Below are 18,387 nucleotides of genomic sequence, written 5' to 3'. Positions count from 1 at the left end.
TAAAAATATCAATCTGTTTTTATCTTGCAAAGCTTGCTATACAAGCCACAAAGGTATATAATTTACTTTTACAAAAAAAACTTTTGCCGAATCTTTATATAGTGGTTTTACAGTTTATTCCGGCGGAGGCGCGCCATGAGCTTGCGCCAGAAGTCCATCTCCAGCAGGCTGGAGTCGTTGCGGGCCTGGTATAAGAAGAAGAGCCCTATCGGCAAAAGGATCAGGTTGGCCGCCCACATGCCGGCTCCGACAGACACCATACCCTCCCGCGCCCACTTCTCCCCAAGTATAGACATGACATACATGGTGATAAAGAAGATAATGGAGATAACCACCGGCACGCCCAAGCCTCCTTTTTTAATGATAGCACCCAGTGGCGCACCGATCAGGAACATGATGATGATAGAGGCCGACTGCGTGTACTTGCGCCATATCTCCACTTCATAGTTGTTAGACTCCCGCACCGTGTTGCGCACGCGCTCTACATAGCTGCTGGTAAAGCTCTTAATATTGCGGGCCTTATTGGTAGCCAGCACCAGCACTTCGGCTGTTGGCTCCGGCAGCTTCTTCTCAATCTTCTTCCCCTGCAGGCGCAAGCCATTCTTCACCTCTCCGGTATCGGCCTTGAAGTACATGTAGAAAGGATCCACGTTGGGTGCATACAGCTGCTTCTCCCGCTGGCTGTGGCGCCGCAACGAGTCCGTCACCACGCTTAGCTCCTGTATGTTCTTCATCATTTTGTTGTCGGAGAACAGCTCCTCCCGCGTGCGGTCGAAGTTGAAGGAGGCCATGCTCAGCATGAGCTTGCTTTTGTCGAACTCCTGCCGCACGAACTGCTCGTTGGAATTCCGGAAGGAGGAGGAATTCTGGTCCACGTAGGTGTTGCCACGGAACAGCTCCAGCACCAGGTAGGTATCGTTGTAGTCCAGGTACATCTCTCCAGAGTCGGCCAGTATCACCGTGGTGTTGTTGCCGCCTTTGGTGTGGTCGTAGATCATCACGTCGCGCAGGGTCTGCCCGTCGTTCATCTTCTGGTTCACCTTTATGCTGTAACCCGGGATACCGTTGTAGAAAGCCCCCTCCTTAAAGTTCATGGCAGGCTTCTTCTGGCGGATATCCCAAAGCAGGCTATAAGCTTTCAGGTTAGCCTTAGGCACAACGTAGTTATTGAAGAAAAAAGCGCCAACTGTTATAAGGCCTACTACAAGCAGCACCGGCCGCAGGATGCGGGTAAGGGCAATACCGGAGGTTTTAATGGCGGTAAGCTCGTGGTGCTCGCCCAGCGAGCCAAAGGTCATGAGCGAGGACAGCAGTACAGCCAGCGGCAGGGCCACCGGCGCCATGTTGATACTAAAGTAAAAAAGAAGCTCGCCAAACACTTCTGCGCCCAGGTCCTTCCCCACCAGCTCATCGAGGTACTTTAGCATGTACTGGGTCAGGAGGATAAACTCCACCACAGCAAAGGTTAACAAAAACGGGCCGAAAAACTCCCGGAGTATTAGCTTATCAAGTTTCTTCATGCGCAAATAATGGGCGGCAGCAACCATGCACAGCCATTTAGAACTATGCTTAGCTAGCAATTACCGTGCAAAGATACGCTTTACTCCAGCAAACGCGCTACCCTCCTACTATTTCCCGCAGATTTTGCAGCAGATTGTCCCACAACTCCTCCAGTTCCTCTTCGCTGTCTTCGTTCGAGTAGTCCACCACTTTCAGGAACTGCTCCTGCGTCAGCTCACTCGATTCGATGTGAAAATCGATGTAAGGGGCATCAGATGTGTGCCGCTTCTCGTCAGTCAGGAACAGGAAGCGCACCGATTTGTTCGTGCGATGGCCGGTCATCTCGGCATAGTGGTTGCGCCCGTCCCAAATGAAGTTGAACACGTTGTCCTCATCCACCCTTGCATCGTCGCAAAACCACTGCGAAAGGCCGCCGGGCGTGCTCAGGTAAGGGTAAAGCAGTTTAGCAGACGCGTTGATAGGGTACTCGCGCACAAATTTCAGCTTCGTGTCTCTCGTCATAGGGGTATTGTAAGTGTCTGAGTAAGTATAGCATTAATTCTTCAAATTATATATATCTGCAAAACAAAATATTTTTTTTCTGAACAGATGCTTGTTTATTTAAAATTGAACCCCTTATATTTGCACCACAATTCGGCGGGGTAGCTCAGATGGTTAGAGCGCAGGATTCATAACCCTGAGGTCGGCAGTTCGATTCTGCTCCCCGCTACTACCAGATAAGGCTTGCGAGTTTATACTCGCAAGCCTTTTTCTTTTCCCCCTCTTCCGGCCTCTGCAACCAAGATCCCCATTACCTCATTGCCACAACCTACAGGTGGTTCGTATAAGGCAGGGTGCTCTGAGCTGCAACTGCGTTGCCAGGAGCTGCGCGAGCCGCATAGTTAGACAATCTTGGAACCAGACCGCATAGGAGAAGGCAACCGAAGCCTCAGCCAAACCTGCCTGCCACGGAGCAAGTTTATCGCACCCACTGCAGAAAACAACAACGCCATACCTTCTTAAGGTATGGCGTTGTTGTGTGTTGTTCCCCTGGTGCCCTCTAGCGACACCGCATAAGTTAAACCCTCTATCTACGGGCCTGATCCTTCAGGAAAGTCGGCTTGTGGAGGGGCGTGTCTCTGTGGCTGGCATAAGCCGGGCAGTACGTCTTCTGGCAAGAGGAGAAGAAAGCAACTGCAAAAATGAACAGGAGAAGCTTTGGTAAAAGTGTTTTCATAAAAAGGCGGTTTTACTGGTTTATGTGTGTTTGTTGTTAGCTTAGATTTGAACCGATGCTTTATATTTTAGTAAAGCGGTAAATTAGAATACAAATATATAGAGTTTTAAATCAACACAAATAGGTTATATTAAATTATTGCGCCTCATAGTTCAAAGTACAATTTAAGAGCACCTTTCCTGAAGCAGCACTAAACCACCTCCCCTTTTTTCAATAAAAAATTTTTAAAATCACACTCCTATTCCTGTAGTTCTTGTACCATGCTACGTAATTCCTCTGGTCCTTCCAGCGGCGTCGGGCCGTTCGCTTCCTTTGCTTAAGCGCTATCCCGGCCAATTACACATCCCGAGAAGCTGTGTTGCGTAGAAACCTAACTGAAACAGAAGCCCGCACATAAACACGCAACTATGAAGCAAGAGCAAAAGTACCTCTGGTGGCAGTCAGGGGTGGTTTATCAAATATACCCTCGGTCCTTTCAAGACTCTAACGGCGATGGCGTTGGAGACCTGCAGGGCATCATCAGCAGGCTGGATTATCTGAAGTGGCTGGGAGTCAAAGCTGTCTGGGTGTCCCCTATCTTCCCTTCTCCTATGGCTGACTTCGGCTACGACATTTCTGACTACTGTGGCATCCACCCGCTATTCGGTACCATGCAGGATTTTGAACAACTGCTGGAGGAGGTGCACAACCGTGACATGAAGCTAATCCTCGACTTGGTGCCCAACCATACTTCCAGCGAGCACCCTTGGTTCCTGGAGTCCCGCTCCTCCCGCGATAACCCGAAACGGGACTGGTACATTTGGCAAGACGCGAAGGAAGACGGATCTGAGCCAAACAACTGGCTAAGCGTGTTCGGCGGCAGTGGCTGGGAGTGGGATGAGAAAACAGAGCAGTACTATTACCACGCTTTCCTGAAGGAGCAGCCTGACCTGAATTGGCGCAACCCGGAGGTGCAGGAAGCCATGTTTAATGCTATGCGCTTTTGGCTGGACAAAGGCGTGGACGGCTTCAGGGTGGATGTGATGTGGCACATGATCAAAGACAAGCACCTGCGCGACAATCCCACCAACCCCGACTATAAAACGCACCAGGCTACCTATGAGCAGTTGATCCCCGCCTACTCCACCGATCAGCCGGAGGTGCACGACATTGTGGCCAAAATGCGCCAGGTTACCGATGAGTACGAGGAGCGTGTGCTTATTGGGGAGATTTACCTGCCTGTGCACCGCCTCGTCACCTACTACGGGCACGAGAACAGTGGCACTCATCTGCCTTTCAATTTCACACTCATCACCATGGATTGGGATGCCCGCAGCATCAGCTCGCACATAGATGAGTATGAGGGCGCCCTGCCCGAGGATGGCTGGCCAAACTGGGTGATAGGAAACCACGACCAGCCACGCATTACCAGCCGTATCGGCCAGGCACAGGCAAGAATAGCTGCCATGCTGTTGCTCACGCTGCGCGGTACGCCAACCTTATACTATGGCGATGAGTTGGGTATGCGCGACGTGCCCATTCCGCCGGATAAGATAAAGGACCCACAGGGGCTCAACATGCCCGACAAGGACCTGAGCCGCGACCCCGCCCGTACCCCGATGCAGTGGGACAGCAGTGAAAACGCCGGCTTTACGGACGGTGAGCCGTGGTTGCCCCTAGCAGAGAACTACAAGCGCCTGAACGTGGCTGCCCAAAAGGAGAATGAGTTCTCCATGCTCTCGTTCTACCGCCGCCTGCTACGGATGCGGCAGCAGGAGCCGGCACTGCATGTCGGCGACTATGTACCGGTCATCACCAGCGGCCCCTTGGTAGCTTTTATAAGGAAGAGCGACAGCAAGCGGTACCTGGTGGTGCTAAACCTAAGCCATAAACCTTGCATATTCCGGCAGGAGCACCAAAACTACAAAGGCAGCGTGGTGCTGGCTACCGTTCCGGAGCGCGAGGGGCAGCAGGTGGGGGGAAGCATCAGCCTGTACGGCGACGAGGGTCTGCTGATAGAGTTAAAATAAGGGCTTCCTAATTGTTTTTACTTTTATGCAGGAGTGGATGACACCCGTTGGCGCCGTACCGCAAGGCAAGGGCCGCTGCCGCTTTACCGTGTGGGCACCGGAAAAAAAGAGCATAGCGCTGCACCTGGTGCACCCACGCGAGCGCGAAGTACGGCTGGAGCAAGATGCGTGGGGCTACTTCAGCGCAGAGGTGAACGATGTGGAGCCCGGCACCCGCTATTATTTTAACCCGGACGGAGCAGGCGACTTTCCGGATCCAGCCTCCTTTTACCAGCCCGAAGGGGTACATGGCCCCTCTGAGGTAGTAGACCACACCTCCTTTACGTGGACAGACAAAGACTGGAAAAACCTGCCGCTCCAGGAGATGGTGATCTATGAGCTTCATGTGGGCACCTTCACACCGGAAGGCACCTTCGAGGCAATTATTCCGCGGCTGGATGCGCTGAAAGAAACGGGCATCAATACGCTTGAGATTATGCCGGTGGCCCAGTTCCCCGGCAGCCGCAACTGGGGCTACGACGGTGTTTTTCCGTACGCCGTGCAGCACTCCTACGGTGGCCCCAATGGACTGAAGCGGCTGGTGGATGTCTGCCACAGCAAAGGGATGGCCGTGCTGCTGGATGTGGTGTACAACCACCTGGGCCCGGAGGGCAACTACCTGGAGAAGTATGGGCCATACTTTACGGATAAGTATAAAACACCCTGGGGCAAAGCCATTAACTACGATGGGGCCTACTCGGATGGGGTGCGCTCCTATATCTCAGACAATCCCCTGTACTGGCTCCGACACTTCCACATTGACGGGCTCCGGCTCGATGCCATCCACACGATTTTCGACCAAAGCGCCACCTCCATCTGGGAACTGCTCGCGCAAAAAACAAGGCAGGCATCGGACGAGCTTGGCCGCCCTTTTTACCTGATAGCCGAAAGCGACCTGAACGACCCGCGCGTGGTACAGCCTCCGGAGACAGGAGGCTTTGGATTCAGGGCCCAATGGCTCGATGATTTTCATCATGCTTTGTATGTGCTGCTGGATAAGGAAGGACTTAAATTCTATGAGGACTTTGGCCAGATGCAGCAGTTGGTTAAAGCCTATACCGATGGCTTTGTGCACAGCGGCGAGTACGTCAAGTTCCGCAAGAAAAGATTCGGCGCCTCTTCGGCATCCCTGCTAGGAGACAGGTTCATCGTTTTCACTCAAAACCATGACCAGGTCGGGAACCGCGTGCTGGGTGAACGCATGAGCAAGCTGGTGGATTTCGAGCGCCTTAAGCTGTCGGCCGCTGCCCTCCTGCTCTCCCCGTACATCCCGATGCTGTTTATGGGAGAAGAGTATGGCGAGGAGGCGCCGTTCCTATACTTTGTGAGCCACTCCGATGCGCAGTTGATCAAGGCGGTGCAGGAAGGGCGAAAAGAAGAATTTTCCAGTTACAAATGGGAAGGCGAGCCACCAAACCCTCAGGCTGAACAAACCTACGAGGACTCTAAACTCAAGTGGGAAAAGCGGGGAACTGGAAAGCACCTGCAGTTACTCCAATGGCACCAGGCCCTGATCAGGCTACGCCAACGGATGCCAGCTCTGCAGTGTTTCAATAAAGACAGTGTGTGGGCTCAGGCGCTGGGCCAGCAGGGGTTTGTGCTCGGCCGGAAAAGCGAAGGGGGGCAGCAACAACTGCTCTGCCTCTTTAACCTTTCTGAGATGGAGCTGGAGTATATACTGCCTGAGGCCAAGGAGAAGTATGAACCGGTGCTATATTCTAAAGACGCGCATTGGATGCAGCATGCAAGCGAGTCAATCCCCCTTCCCGCCTCCTTCGCGTCAAGCCAAACCATAGTTTTACCGCCGCTATGTGTGCTTATACTTGTAAATTAAGCCAGCGACTAACCTCCTTTAAAACACCAGCAATGCTTTTGATGGCACTACATGAGCTAAGGCAATATCCTGAAAATCTGCCCGCTAGCAAAAATTTTTTACCTCTAAACTAAAAGCAAAACAAACAGCGTCTATAACTGTAGTCTCTCCACGCGCTATACTTAAGCACATAGAGAGACTACAATTATCTAGTAAAAATTGCTTTACCAGAATTCTTCAGGTAAAAGCTCAATTAAGTTTCTCTAGCTGCCGCGAAACATGCAGTTTGGGCGTCGGCTCCCTAGAAAAGTCGGCCGCGGCGGCGGTAGGTCGCAGGTTGAGACGCACGGAAGAAAGCTGCCGCTCCAGGTAATTGTAAAGCACGTTCAGCAGGGTTAGAACACCTAAAATTTCAAGCGTCTCCTCTGCCGTGGTAATGAGGCCATAGGTAAAGTTATCCAGCCCATAAGTATCTGCATAATAGCCCCCAAGTAGCTCCACACCTAAAGCTCCGCCTACATACAAGGCGCCTGCTAACAATAACCCCATTTTGAGTGGCGGCTCCAGGGCAAGGAGAAAGCGCAGGTAGTATAAACCAAGCCCCAGCACCAGCACCGCTCCCACTATCACCCAGGAAAAGTAAAAGATGCCTCCAAACTGAAAGTTATCGCGGAGCGGGTAGATCAGCATCTCGTGCACCCCGGCCGACTCATCCACGCTCATGTATAAAAAGACGATGGCAAGTAGCCGCCAGTGCCAAGTATACCTGCTGAACTGCCTTTGCTTCAGTACCGACACGACAAAGAGCAAGGCAGACGAGAGTAAAAGGATAAATGAGGAGAAATAGGTTGGGATATTTCGTTCGTTATCGAGCTCGAACTGCGGGATAATGCCCCAGGCGTTTGGGTGATCAGTATAAAACTTAGAGGCTATGGCGATAAGGTTGAGCACAACCAGCACAAAAGCAGCCCTGTAGAGCCAGCTCAGGTACTTCCTTCCCTTAAATTTAAAGCTTAAGCCTTCTGTTTCATCAAATCTGGGTATATCCGTGGTATTAACGTCAATAGTTGGTATAGTTTCTTTCATAGCCATGGTTATAATCAATATATAATAGTGTTATATTAATACTTAACCAAAAGGTTACAAAAAATTAACACTATAGTAACAACATAATTGCACTGAATTTAAACGAATAAAAAAGCCCCTGAGGCCTAATACCTTCAGGGGCTATTGTAGCGAGTATTTAAAGAGGGATTAGTCAGCAAGTTTTGTCTCAATTTCCTCAGCCTCCAGCATTAGGCGCTCCCACTCTTCCTGTTTTTTATCCAACTTATACTTTAAATTTTCGAAGTCCTTTGTCGCTTTTTGCAACTTCTCCACATCGCCAAATACCTGTGGGTCTGCCAAATGCTTTTCCTGTGCTGCCAGCTTTTGCTCCAGCTCCCCTACCTCCTTTTCCACTTCGTTCACCTGCCTGTTCACCTGCTTCAGTTGGTTAGAGAGCTGTGAAAACTCGCTTTTCTCCCGTGGCTGTTTCTCGGCCTTGGCAGGTGTCGGTGCGGCGGCCGCATCTCTCTTTGCCTCGCGCTCACGTTTTTCCTGAAACGCCTCATACTCATGGTAGGTGCCTGGATACTCCTTCAGCTGATAGTCCTCAATATACCAGATCTTGGTAGCCACGTTCTCTACAAAGTAGCGGTCGTGGGAGATCACCACAAACGTGCCCTCATACTGCTCCAACGCCTGAATCAGGATGTTAACCGACTGCATGTCGAGGTGGTTGGTAGGTTCGTCGAGCATCAGGAAATTGGCCTCCGAAATAAGCGTTTTGGCCAAGGCCACCCGGCTCTTCTCGCCCCCCGACAGCACCTTGATCTTTTTAAAGACCTCATCCCCGGTAAAGAGGAAAGAGCCCAGCAGTGTACGCAGCTCTACCTCTGTTTTGCCGGAACCAGCCTGCTGCAGCTCCGTCAGCATGTCGTTCTCCACGTTCAACGACTCCAGCTGGTGCTGTGCGTAAAAGGACAGGATCACGTTATGCCCCAGCTCCCGCTTGCCTTTTATCGGCTCGGTGCCGGCTATAATGCGCAGAAGCGTAGATTTACCTTTACCGTTGGCGCCAACCAGGGCTATTTTATCGCCGCGCTCAATATGCACGTTAGTGTCCCGGAAAATCACCTTCTCACCATAGGCCTTGCTCATGTGCTCAAGGCGCAGGATGTGGCGGCCCGGCTGGGTATTAAACTTAAAGCTGAAGTTCACTTTGGCCGCATCAGGAGCCACGTCATCAATGCGTTCCATGCGGTCCAGCATTTTCTGGCGGCTCTGCGCCTGCTTGGCTTTGGTGGCCTTGGCCTTAAAGCGCTCGATAAAACGCTCTGCCTGCCTGATCTGCGCCTGCTGGTTTTCAAAAGCCCCTTTCTGTATCTCGTTGCGCAGCTCCTTCTCCTCCACGTAGAAGCTGTAGTTACCGGCGTAAGCGTTCAGCTTTCCGCCCGATACCTCCACGGTCATGTTGGTGGTGCGGTCCAGGAACTCGCGGTCGTGTGAGACAATCACCACGGCCCCCTCATAGCGCTCCAGGTAAGACTCCAGCCACTTGATGGAAGGTAAGTCCAGGTGGTTGGTAGGCTCGTCGAGCAGGAGCAGCGACGGCTTCTGCAACAGTATCTTGGCCAGCATCACGCGCATGCGCCAACCTCCGGAGAAGGATTTCAGGGGTTGCTGCAGCTCCTCGGTGGTAAAACCGAGTCCTTCCAGTATGGCTTCGGCCTCAGCCTGCATGGTATAGCCGCCCAGCGCCTCAAAGCGCTCCTGGAGGGTCGCGAGCCTGTCTACCAGATCATCATGAAAGTTATTCTCAAACTCCACCAGCACCTTGTCGATCTCGGCCTGCAGGCTCAACGCCTCGCCAAACGCCTGCATAGCCACGGCAAGTATACTTTCATGGGTCTCATAGCTCAGTAAGTCCTGGTTCAGGAACCCCAGGGTGGTGTCTTTGCTCATCTGGATGCTGCCGCTGTCGGGGGTGTACTCGCCCACGATCAGGCGCAGCAAAGTAGACTTGCCTGTGCCGTTCAGGCCGATCAGGCCAATCTTATCTTTTGGTTTGATATGCAGGCTGGCATCCTCATACATGATGCGGCTGCCGAAGTGGAAGTTCAGGTTATTGATGGAAATCATGCGATCCGGTTTACTTTAAGAAGCAAAGGTACTTAATTTTACGGGTGAGATGAAAACATCCGGAAGGCAGAAATAGTGCGCATTCTGCATGCATAGCAGCAATTGTTTATGAATGGAACATCCTGTACTTTTGCTGCTTGTGTTGTGCATGAATCCCGAACTGCTGCCCTGGCCTTGCCGCCAGGCCGCACACGAGAACATTACTGCGCGGCAGGTAAACCATTACGAAGGGGTGCCGTTTAGATAATTTATGCACATTGCCGCCTGGACAGGTATGGCTGATTGATGTACTGAAAGCTTTACTATATGATCGCGATTGCCTCGCTTTTGGACAAGCAAACCTCGGAGCGCGTTACGGAGCTAACCGAAAAACTTGAAAGAAAATTCGGCCTTAATGGTGTTAAAATCACGCCTTACCCGCACCTGACGCTGCTAACGGCTGAGGTTCCGGATATGGAGGAGCTAAAGCAGTACCTGGAGCAAACCTGCCTGGAAGTACAGGATTTCTCTATACGCACCACGGGCCTGGGTATTTTCCCCGGCGAGAACCCCGTCATCTACATCCCGGTGCTGCGCACCCCCCCGCTAAACCAGTTGCACAGCCGCCTGCACCGCGACATCTCCGAGATGAGCACTGAGATGGGAGTGTACTATAACACGAACCTCTGGCTGCCCCACATTACCCTCGCCCTTGGCGACACCACGCCTGAGTTGCTTGGCCCGGTACTCTCCTACCTGTGCCAGTTTAACTTTAACTGGGAGATAACGCTAGACAACCTCACGATCCTGCAGAAATGCGGTGAGTATTACCTGAAAGACGAGGAATTCCGTTTCGGCAGGCCGGAGCTTATCTTTTAGGGCGAGGCCCCTCGAATATTTTCCCCTGATCGGGCAGCCGCCTTTGCCCCCACTCCCTTTTTAAAGTGCAACGCACGCCGTCACCTGTTCTAGAGGCTCCCCAGCAGTAACTTTTCAATACCCCATCTTCTAAGTTTACGCCTGAACCCTATCTGTCTGATTTCTCCGCTCCAGGTGCGGGTGCTGCCTCCGAGCTTCGCCTTTCATTATCCCGGAATAAGCTAATTTTAATCTTATTTTAATATCGTTTTGGGTTTAAAAAATCCAACACACTCCTATTTGTCTCCGTAATTTCTAGCGGGCATGCGGCACGCATGGCGCCGTACACGAGGCCAAACATGCTCTCGCCACCTCTGGTAGCACCCACAACAATTCTAAGTTTTAACGAAGTATAAAAACAACTATGAAAGGCAACAAGAACACAGGCGAGCATCATGAGCGCACGCACAATAGAATGGTGGATGAAGACAGCAAGAACAGGCAGCTGGATGATTTCAGGAGAGACAACTCAGAGCAGTATCTCACCACAGAGCAAGGTGTGCGGATTGGCCACTCCGAGGACTCCCTTAAAGCCGGCTCCAGAGGCCCCACACTGCTGGAGGATTTTCATTTCCGGGAGCGAATGACCCACTTCGACCACGAGTCGATGCCAGAGCGTGTGGTGCATGCCAGAGGCTCGGGCGCTTATGGCTTCTTTCAGCCATACGATGATTCGCTCAAGGAATTCACAAAGGCAAAATTCTTAACCAACCCCGCCACAAAGACGCCGGTGTTCGTCCGCTTCTCCACCGTAGTAGGCTCCAGAGGCTCTGCCGACACCGTACGCGACGTGCGGGGGTTTGCCACTAAGTTCTTTACAGAAGAAGGGAACTATGACCTGGTTGGCAATAATATGCCTGTTTTCTTCATTCAGGATGCCAACAAGTTCCCGGACCTGGTGCACGCCATCAAGCCGATGCCCGACAACGAGATGCCGCAGGCTTCTGCCGCGCACGACACATTCTGGGATTTTGCCTCGCTTATGCCCGAGTTAAACCACATGATCATGTGGGTACTCTCCGACAGGGCCATCCCCCGCAGCTTCCGGATGATGGACGGCTTTGGGGTGCATACCTTCCGCTTTGTGAACGAAGCCGGAAAAGGCACTTTTGTGAAATTCCACTGGAAGCCGAAGCTGGGAGTACACTCCCTGCTTTGGGACGAGGCGCAGAAGCTGGCCGGTAAAGACCCCGATTGGCTTCGCCGCGACCTTTGGGAGGCCATTGAAATGGGTGACTACCCTGAGTTTGAGCTGAACGTGCAGCTGGTGCCGGAAGAGGATGAGTTTAAGTATGATTTCGACCTGCTGGACGCGACCAAGCTTATACCGGAGGAGCTCGTGCCACTAAGGCCCGTGGGACTGATGACCCTGAACCGCAACCCGGACAATTTCTTCGCCGAAACCGAGCAGGTGGCTTTCCACCCGGGCAACCTGGTGCCGGGCATAGACGTTACCAACGACCCGCTGCTGCAGGGCCGCCTCTTTTCTTACGTGGACACCCAGCTGAACCGCTTTAACAGCGCCAACTTCACCGAGCTGCCGATCAACCGGCCGGTGGTTCCGGTAAACAACAACCAGGGAGCCGGGTTCATGCGCTACACCATAGACAAAGGCAAGGCGAATTACTGGCCAAACTCGCTGGGCGGCGGCTCTCCCAAAATGGCCCCTGAAAGCGAAGGCGCCTTCGTGCACTACACCGAGAAGGTAGAAGGGCACAAGATACGTGCCCGCAGCGCCAGCTTCGGCGACCACTACAGCCAGGCCACTTTGTTCTGGAATTCCATGACGGCTCCAGAGAAGCAGCACATTGTGAATGCAGCGCATTTCGAGCTAGGCAAAGTGGAGTCTAAGGAGATCCGGGAGCGTATGGTGGGCCACTTCTCTAAAGTGTCCATGGAGCTTGCACAGCGCGTGGCCGCAGGCATTGGTGTGGAGGTTCCCCAGAATTTCGATCAGGAGTCCACTGGCCGGTATGAGGATAATGAAGCCAGCGAGAAGATGAAGAAAGGCAAATCGGTAAAAGATACTGTTTTTGTAAGTATGGAGCGCAGGGATAAGGTTGAGACCGCCAAGTCCAGGAAAGTAGCCATACTAGTGGAAGACGGCTTTGACTGCAACGAATTGGTGCAGGTGAGGCAGGCGCTCCAGGAGGCCGGGGCACACGTAAAAATCGTTTCCAAGCTGCTGGGCAAACGCAAGGCAAGCAACGGTGAGGAGGTGGAGGTGGATAAGAACCACGTGACCACCGGCTCCATCATGTTTGACGCGATCTACATCCCGGACGGAGAAAAAAGTATAGCAGCCCTCCTGCAGGAAGGCGATGCCCTCCACTTTATCAGCGAAGCCTTTAAGCACTGCAAGTCTATCGCCACCTCAGGCCATGGCCTGAAGCTGCTGGAGAAAGCGTTTGTGATGGGGGTAGACTTTGCCGGAGAGAGTTCTGGCAAGGTGGTGAGCGACAAAGGCGTTGTAACAGCCGGCAACGACGCAGACGCCGATGAGTTTGCCGAGAGATTTATTGAAGCCATCAAAAAGCACCGCCACTGGGACCGCGAAGAAAAAGACATGGTGCCAGCTTAGGGCCTTAGGCATAGGCCAGTAAGTAAAAATGGCTGCAGGTTTACTCCTGCAGCCATTTTCATATTTCCTTTTTCAGGGATTACATATCCAGCACCAGTGCAAAAATCAGCGGCGCCACGATGGTGGCATCCGACTCGATCATGTACTTTGGTGTGTCCTTACCCAGCTTGCCCCAGGTAATCTTCTCGTTCGGCACCGCCCCCGAGTAGGAGCCATAGCTCGTGGTAGAGTCCGATATTTGGGCAAAGTATCCCCAAAGCGGAACCCCATCGCGCTGCAGGTCCTGGTGCAGCATCGGCACCACGCAGATCGGGAAATCGCCGGCAATACCACCACCAACTTGGAAGAAGCCGATGGTGGATTCTTCTTTGGCGGTCTGGGTATACCATTCGGCCAGCTCCATCATGTACTGGATACCGGTTTTCACCGTGTGCACATTCTTAATGTCGCCGCTGATCACGTGGCCGGCGTAGATATTACCCAAAGTTGAGTCTTCCCAGCCCGGGCAAATGATCGGCAGGTTCTTCTTGGCAGCCTCCAGCATCCAGCTGTTCTTCGGGTCTATCTGGTAATACTGCTCCAGGTCTCCGCTCAGCAGGATCTGGTAGAAAAACTCGTGCGGGAAGTAGGATTTGCCTTCCTGGTCAGCCTTCACCCAATATTTAAGCACCGTGTGCTCCAGGCGGCGCATCGCCTCCTCTTCCGGAATACAGGTATCGGTCACGCGGTTCAGGTGGCGGCTCAGCAGCTCTTCCTCATCGGCGGCAGAAAGCTCGCGGTAATGCGGCACGCGCTCATAAAAGTCATGCGCTACCAGGTTAAAGATGTCCTCTTCCAGGTTGGCGCCGGTACAGGAGATGGCGTGCACCTTGTCCTGACGAATCATTTCGGCCAAAATAATACCCAACTCTGCCGTAGACATGGCACCAGCCAACGTCACCAGCATTTTGCCACCATTGTTCAGGTGTGTTTTGTATCCTTCGGCGGCATCAATCAGAGAGGCTGCGTTAAAGTGTTTGTAGTGTTTCTTTAAGAATTCTGATACGTTCATGTTACTCTGTTTTATACTATCTACTGATTCGTGTTTATACTCCTACAAGGCGCGGCAAGTTAAAAAAAGCTGCATAGCAGCAAAGATAAGCTTAAAATCAACATCCCTGCCCCTACCGCATCCCTGCCCCTACCGCGACACCAGCTTCAGGCCAATGATGGACCCAATGAGCAGGCAGATGAAAAACAGCCTCCAGGCATCGGCAGGCTCGCGGTACAGCAGGATGCCCATCAGCACAGTGCCCACCGCGCCTATTCCTGTCCAAACGGCATAGGCGGTGCCCAGCGGGATGGAGTGTATGGCCTTGTTGAGAAGAAAGAAACTGGCCGAGATGCAAACGAAGAACCCCACCGACCACTTCAGGTTCGTGAAGTTGTCGGAGAGCTTGAGGCAGGTGGTAAACCCGATCTCAAAAAGCCCCGCAATGATAAGGTAGATCCAGCCCATTTCTTTATCTCTTTTGCAAAGGTCCGAAGTATGGGCCGGAAGAAATTTAACAAATGATAAAAAATCACCGCACCTCAGCCCGGATGCGGCTCAGCGTAACCTGCGTCACGCCCAGGTAAGAGGCGATCTGGTTCAGCTGCACCCGCTGCACCAACTCGGGGTTCTGCTTCAGAAGCGCCTTGTACCGCTCCGTGGCAGACTGGAACTGGAAAGCCATGAAGCGTTCCTCTGTTTTTATCAACTCATACTCGGCCAGCTTGCGGCCCCAGTTGGCCAGCTCTATGTTGGATAGGTACAGTTCCTGCAGGCGGTTCAGGTCCACGGCATACACCACCGAGCGCTCCAGCAGCTCCACGGTTTCGTAGCCGGGCAGGTTCGCCACATAACTGTAGTAGGAGAAAATCAGATCGCCCTCTGCCCCAAACCAGAAGGTTACTTCCTGGTCGTTGCGGTAGCAAAAGGCGCGGGCAATGCCCTGATCGATAAAGAACACCTTGTGGCTAACCTCTCCCTCCCGGAAAAGGATATGGCCTTTGGGCAGCTCCAGCCGCTGCATGAGCGATGTGAGCTGCCCAAAGGTCCCCTCCGAGAGCGGGTACAGCTGCCTTATGGATGTTAGAACGGTGTGCACGCTTCCGAATGAGCCAGTACGTTACTGCGCTGGCTTCTCGATGATGATGTTGTGGTTGGTGTAGATGCAGATATCGGCCGCGATATTCAGGGCCTCACGCACCATTTCCTCTGCCGACAGCTGTGGGGCGTGCTTCTTAAGTGCCAAAGCGGCAGCATGCGCATACATGCTACCGGAACCAATGGCAGCAATCTGGTTGTCCGGCTCCAGCACATCGCCGGTGCCCGAAATAATCAGCAGCTCATCTTTGTTAGCCACCACCATCATGGCCTCCAGCTTCCGCAGGTACTGGTCTTTGCGCCAATCCTTGGCCAGTTCTATGGCGGCACGCTTCATGTTGTGCTGGTAAGCGTTCAGCTTCTCCTCAAAGCGCTCCAGTAGCGTGAAGGCATCGGCCGTAGAGCCCGCAAAACCGGTTACGATCTTGCCGTCCAGCAACTTGCGGATCTTCTTCACGTTGCTTTTGGCGATGTGCTTGTCCATGGTGGCCTGTCCGTCGGCTCCCAGCGCCACCTCGCCGTTATGGTAAATACCGCACACGGTGGTTGATCTTATCTTCGTCATCAGATTTATACTTGTATGTTGTGATACATGGGCAGCGGCCGCTTTTCGCAGCCTGCCAACCTTGGTAAAGCTACGGCAAAAGCAAACAAAAAGCCAAAAGGGCAAACTGTGCCAGATTGGCCGGTAGGAAGAAAGAGGTAGAGAGGTATAGGGAAATCAATGTTGAAGGATAGACGCCTTGCTCTTGGTGAACAGCGATCTGAAAGTATAGCGCGTGCGGATTACGACTTCAGAAGTATAAAACTATAAATACACCTCACGATCATCTAAAAAAGCACATGGAACAACAAATTACGGTCAACTAACAACCACCTACAGCTTACGCTTGTTCTCCTGCCCTTCCAGCACATCGTTTATACTAAGCGCTGCACTAATAAGCCCCAGGTGGGTAAACGCCTGCGGAAAGTTGCCCAGGTGGTCTCCCTTCAGCCCCAGCATTTCAGCATACAGGCCCAGGTGGTTGGCATAGCCCAGCATCTTCTCGAAGTATAGCCTAGCTTTGTCCACCTGCCCTGATTTTGCCAGGCACTCCACGTACCAGAACGTGCACATCGAGAAAGTGCCTTCCCCACCCGCAAGCCCGTCGAAGGACTCTATGGTGCGGTAGCGGAAAACGAGCGCATCAGACACCAGCCGCTCCTCCAGGCGCTGCATGGTCGAGATCCAGCGGGGGTCTTTGGGGCTGATGAAGCGTATCAGCGGCATCAGCAAGGTGGCTGCATCCACGGTCTCCGCCCCTTTGTACTGCACAAAGCACTGCAGCTTCTCGTCCCAGAACTCCTCATGTATAGAGAAAAATATCTTATCACGCTCCTCCCGCCACCTGGCCGGAAGCGGGTACGAATGATGGTTGGCGATCCTCATGGCCCTGTCTATGGCCACCCAGCACATCATCCTGGAGTACAGGAAATGCTTTTTGCCGCCTCTTACCTCCCAAATACCCTCATCCTTGCGGTGCCAGTTGTCGCACACCCACTCCACCTGCCGGCGAAGGTCGTTCCAGAACTCCCAGGAAATCGGGGTGCCATACTTGTCGTAGAGGTACACGGAGTCTAAAAGCTCTCCATATATATCCAGCTGCACCTGATCGTAGGCTCCGTTGCCGATGCGCACAGGGCTGGAGCCTTTGTACCCCTCCAGGTGATCCAGGCTAATTTCTTCCAGCTCCAGCTTCCCGCTCAAAGTATACATCAGCCGCAGATAGCCTGCGCTTCCCACATCGTCGCACTGGCGGTCCACCCAATCCACAAAGTCCTTGGCCTCCTGCTTGTAGCCCAGCCGCAGCAGGGCATACACTGTAAAGGAGGCATCCCGTATCCAGGTATAGCGGTAATCCCAGTTGCGCACACCCCCGATCTCCTCGGGCAGCCCAAAAGTAGGGGCCGCCACCATGGATCCGTACTTATGAGAGGTCATCAGCTTCAGCACGAGGGCAGAGCGGCTCACAATATCCATCCAGCGGCCTCTGTAGCTACAGCTGGCTACCCAGTTTTTCCAGTAATCGATCGTGTCATAGAGGCTCTTGGTAACAAAATGCTCCAGGTCGTAAGCAGAAGGTGTGTCACAGGTGGCATGCTCAAGTATAAAATCCGCCTTCTCCCCTGTCTTCAGGCTAAACGTGGCTGTCACGTCTCTGCCTTCCACTTGCAGCGGCACGCTGCTTTTTAGGCGGATCACCATCCCGTCGGGGCCGCTGCTGCTGAACAGGAGCTCGTTCTCGTTTACCAGGCTTACCTCATGCGCTGCCTTGGCGTAGTTAAAGCGCGGGCTGCAGTGCATCCGGAAGGCCATGTCACCGTGCACACAGGATACCCTTCTGATAAGCTCGCTGCCCTGGTCCAGCTCTTCCACCGGCATGAAGTCTGTTATCTCCCCGATGCCATTGTCCGACAGAAAGCGGGTGAGCAGCACGTTGGTATCGGGCAGGTAAAGCTGCTTGTGCTTGATGCCATCGTGGACGATGGGGCTGACAGAAAAGCAGCCCCCCTTCTCAGCGTCCAGAAGCGAGGCAAAAATGGAGGGCGAGTCAAAGTACGGGAAGCACATGAAGTCGATGGTGCCGTTGAGCCCCACCAGCGCGACGGTGTTCAGGTCTCCGATGATCCCATGGTCTTCTATGGGTAAGTACTTTTGGTGGCCTTCGTTCATACTTTTTTGTTATCGACAAGGAGAGGCTATTTCCTACGCAAGCGGTTAAGCCATAGTTTATAGCTAGTGCCGCCGCCTTCCGCTCTTGCACTGCCAGGTATGTTCCTCCGGCTGGCGGAGAGCCCCTGTGCAGTACGTTAGCAGTGAAGCGCGGCCCGGACGCCGAAACATTAAGACTTCTGAATACTTTCTGCTTTTTCATGGAAATCACACTTGAATATTAAGAAAGATATCCATATGACACGGGGTAAACTGTTCCGGAAATGTCAGGTTAATCAAATAAATCC

Annotated in this window: 14 protein-coding genes and 1 tRNA gene; 5 read left to right on the top strand and 10 right to left on the bottom strand. The window is 52.8% G+C overall.

Annotated elements, in window-relative coordinates; all coding sequences use genetic code 11:
• Nucleotides 1-107: 107 nt before the first annotated feature.
• Both PXG97_RS00340 and PXG97_RS00335 read right to left on the bottom strand, forming a co-directional pair.
• On the bottom strand, nucleotides 108-1,520 hold the full coding sequence (locus PXG97_RS00340; RefSeq protein ID WP_276495717.1) for an LptF/LptG family permease: 1,413 nt from the start codon (nucleotides 1,518-1,520) through the stop codon (nucleotides 108-110).
• A gap of 97 nt (nucleotides 1,521-1,617) precedes the next feature.
• The gene (locus tag PXG97_RS00335) at nucleotides 1,618-2,022 is read right to left on the bottom strand and encodes an START-like domain-containing protein (protein WP_276495716.1); all 405 of its coding nucleotides are present in this window, start codon (nucleotides 2,020-2,022) and stop codon (nucleotides 1,618-1,620) included.
• Between the two features lie 134 nt (nucleotides 2,023-2,156).
• On the opposite strand from PXG97_RS00335, the gene PXG97_RS00330 reads away from it, so the two are divergent.
• Nucleotides 2,157-2,230: transfer RNA gene (locus tag PXG97_RS00330), tRNA-Met, on the top strand.
• A gap of 357 nt (nucleotides 2,231-2,587) precedes the next feature.
• Here the strand turns inward: PXG97_RS00330 and PXG97_RS00325 are convergent.
• Nucleotides 2,588-2,737, bottom strand: coding sequence for a hypothetical protein (locus PXG97_RS00325; protein WP_276495715.1), 150 nt, complete (start codon nucleotides 2,735-2,737; stop codon nucleotides 2,588-2,590).
• Nucleotides 2,738-3,144: 407 nt separating this feature from the next.
• Here PXG97_RS00325 and PXG97_RS00320 point away from each other — a divergent pair, with 407 nt between their 5' ends.
• Together PXG97_RS00320 and treZ are read left to right on the top strand one after the other, a co-directional pair.
• On the top strand, nucleotides 3,145-4,746 hold the full coding sequence (locus tag PXG97_RS00320; protein ID WP_276495714.1) for an alpha-amylase family glycosyl hydrolase: 1,602 nt from the start codon (nucleotides 3,145-3,147) through the stop codon (nucleotides 4,744-4,746).
• Nucleotides 4,747-4,771: 25 nt separating this feature from the next.
• On the top strand, nucleotides 4,772-6,619 hold the full coding sequence (gene treZ / locus PXG97_RS00315) for a malto-oligosyltrehalose trehalohydrolase (RefSeq protein ID WP_276495713.1): 1,848 nt from the start codon (nucleotides 4,772-4,774) through the stop codon (nucleotides 6,617-6,619).
• Nucleotides 6,620-6,847: 228 nt separating this feature from the next.
• Here the strand turns inward: treZ and PXG97_RS00310 are convergent, their stop codons facing one another.
• Both PXG97_RS00310 and abc-f read right to left on the bottom strand, forming a co-directional pair.
• Nucleotides 6,848-7,684, bottom strand: a complete 837-nt coding sequence (locus PXG97_RS00310) for a hypothetical protein (protein ID WP_276495712.1) — start codon at nucleotides 7,682-7,684, stop codon at nucleotides 6,848-6,850.
• A 168-nt stretch (nucleotides 7,685-7,852) separates the two neighbouring features.
• Entirely contained in the window at nucleotides 7,853-9,781 is a 1,929-nt protein-coding gene (gene abc-f / locus PXG97_RS00305; protein WP_276495711.1) for a ribosomal protection-like ABC-F family protein, read from the bottom strand.
• A 306-nt stretch (nucleotides 9,782-10,087) separates the two neighbouring features.
• Here abc-f and PXG97_RS00300 point away from each other — a divergent pair, with 306 nt between their 5' ends.
• Both PXG97_RS00300 and PXG97_RS00295 read left to right on the top strand, forming a co-directional pair.
• Complete coding sequence (locus PXG97_RS00300) at nucleotides 10,088-10,639, top strand: 2'-5' RNA ligase family protein (RefSeq protein WP_276495710.1); 552 nt, start codon at nucleotides 10,088-10,090, stop codon at nucleotides 10,637-10,639.
• A gap of 403 nt (nucleotides 10,640-11,042) precedes the next feature.
• Nucleotides 11,043-13,259: a catalase gene (locus tag PXG97_RS00295; protein WP_276495709.1), complete on the top strand. Its 2,217-nt coding sequence runs from the start codon at nucleotides 11,043-11,045 to the stop codon at nucleotides 13,257-13,259.
• 79 nt (nucleotides 13,260-13,338) lie between these two features.
• On the opposite strand, the gene PXG97_RS00290 is transcribed toward PXG97_RS00295, so the two are convergent.
• The 5 genes from PXG97_RS00290 to PXG97_RS00270 form a co-directional block, all read right to left on the bottom strand.
• On the bottom strand, nucleotides 13,339-14,310 hold the full coding sequence (locus PXG97_RS00290; RefSeq protein ID WP_276495708.1) for a deoxyhypusine synthase family protein: 972 nt from the start codon (nucleotides 14,308-14,310) through the stop codon (nucleotides 13,339-13,341).
• Nucleotides 14,311-14,439: 129 nt separating this feature from the next.
• The gene (locus tag PXG97_RS00285) at nucleotides 14,440-14,757 is read right to left on the bottom strand and encodes a DMT family transporter (RefSeq protein WP_276495707.1); all 318 of its coding nucleotides are present in this window, start codon (nucleotides 14,755-14,757) and stop codon (nucleotides 14,440-14,442) included.
• Nucleotides 14,758-14,821: 64 nt separating this feature from the next.
• Complete coding sequence (locus PXG97_RS00280; protein ID WP_276495706.1) at nucleotides 14,822-15,388, bottom strand: Crp/Fnr family transcriptional regulator; 567 nt, start codon at nucleotides 15,386-15,388, stop codon at nucleotides 14,822-14,824.
• A 21-nt stretch (nucleotides 15,389-15,409) separates the two neighbouring features.
• Nucleotides 15,410-15,952 (bottom strand): ATP-dependent protease subunit HslV, encoded by a 543-nt coding sequence (hslV, locus tag PXG97_RS00275; protein ID WP_276495705.1) that lies wholly within the window; start codon nucleotides 15,950-15,952, stop codon nucleotides 15,410-15,412.
• A 312-nt stretch (nucleotides 15,953-16,264) separates the two neighbouring features.
• Nucleotides 16,265-18,100, bottom strand: a complete 1,836-nt coding sequence (locus PXG97_RS00270; RefSeq protein WP_276495704.1) for a glycoside hydrolase family 15 protein — start codon at nucleotides 18,098-18,100, stop codon at nucleotides 16,265-16,267.
• Nucleotides 18,101-18,387: the final 287 nt, after the last annotated feature.

The sequence above is a fragment of the Pontibacter litorisediminis genome, from assembly GCF_029360645.1.
GTDB lineage: Bacteria > Bacteroidota > Bacteroidia > Cytophagales > Hymenobacteraceae > Pontibacter > Pontibacter litorisediminis.
The sequence above is the reverse complement of the archived record's forward strand: the minus strand, read 5'-3'. Positions and strand labels throughout refer to the sequence as shown.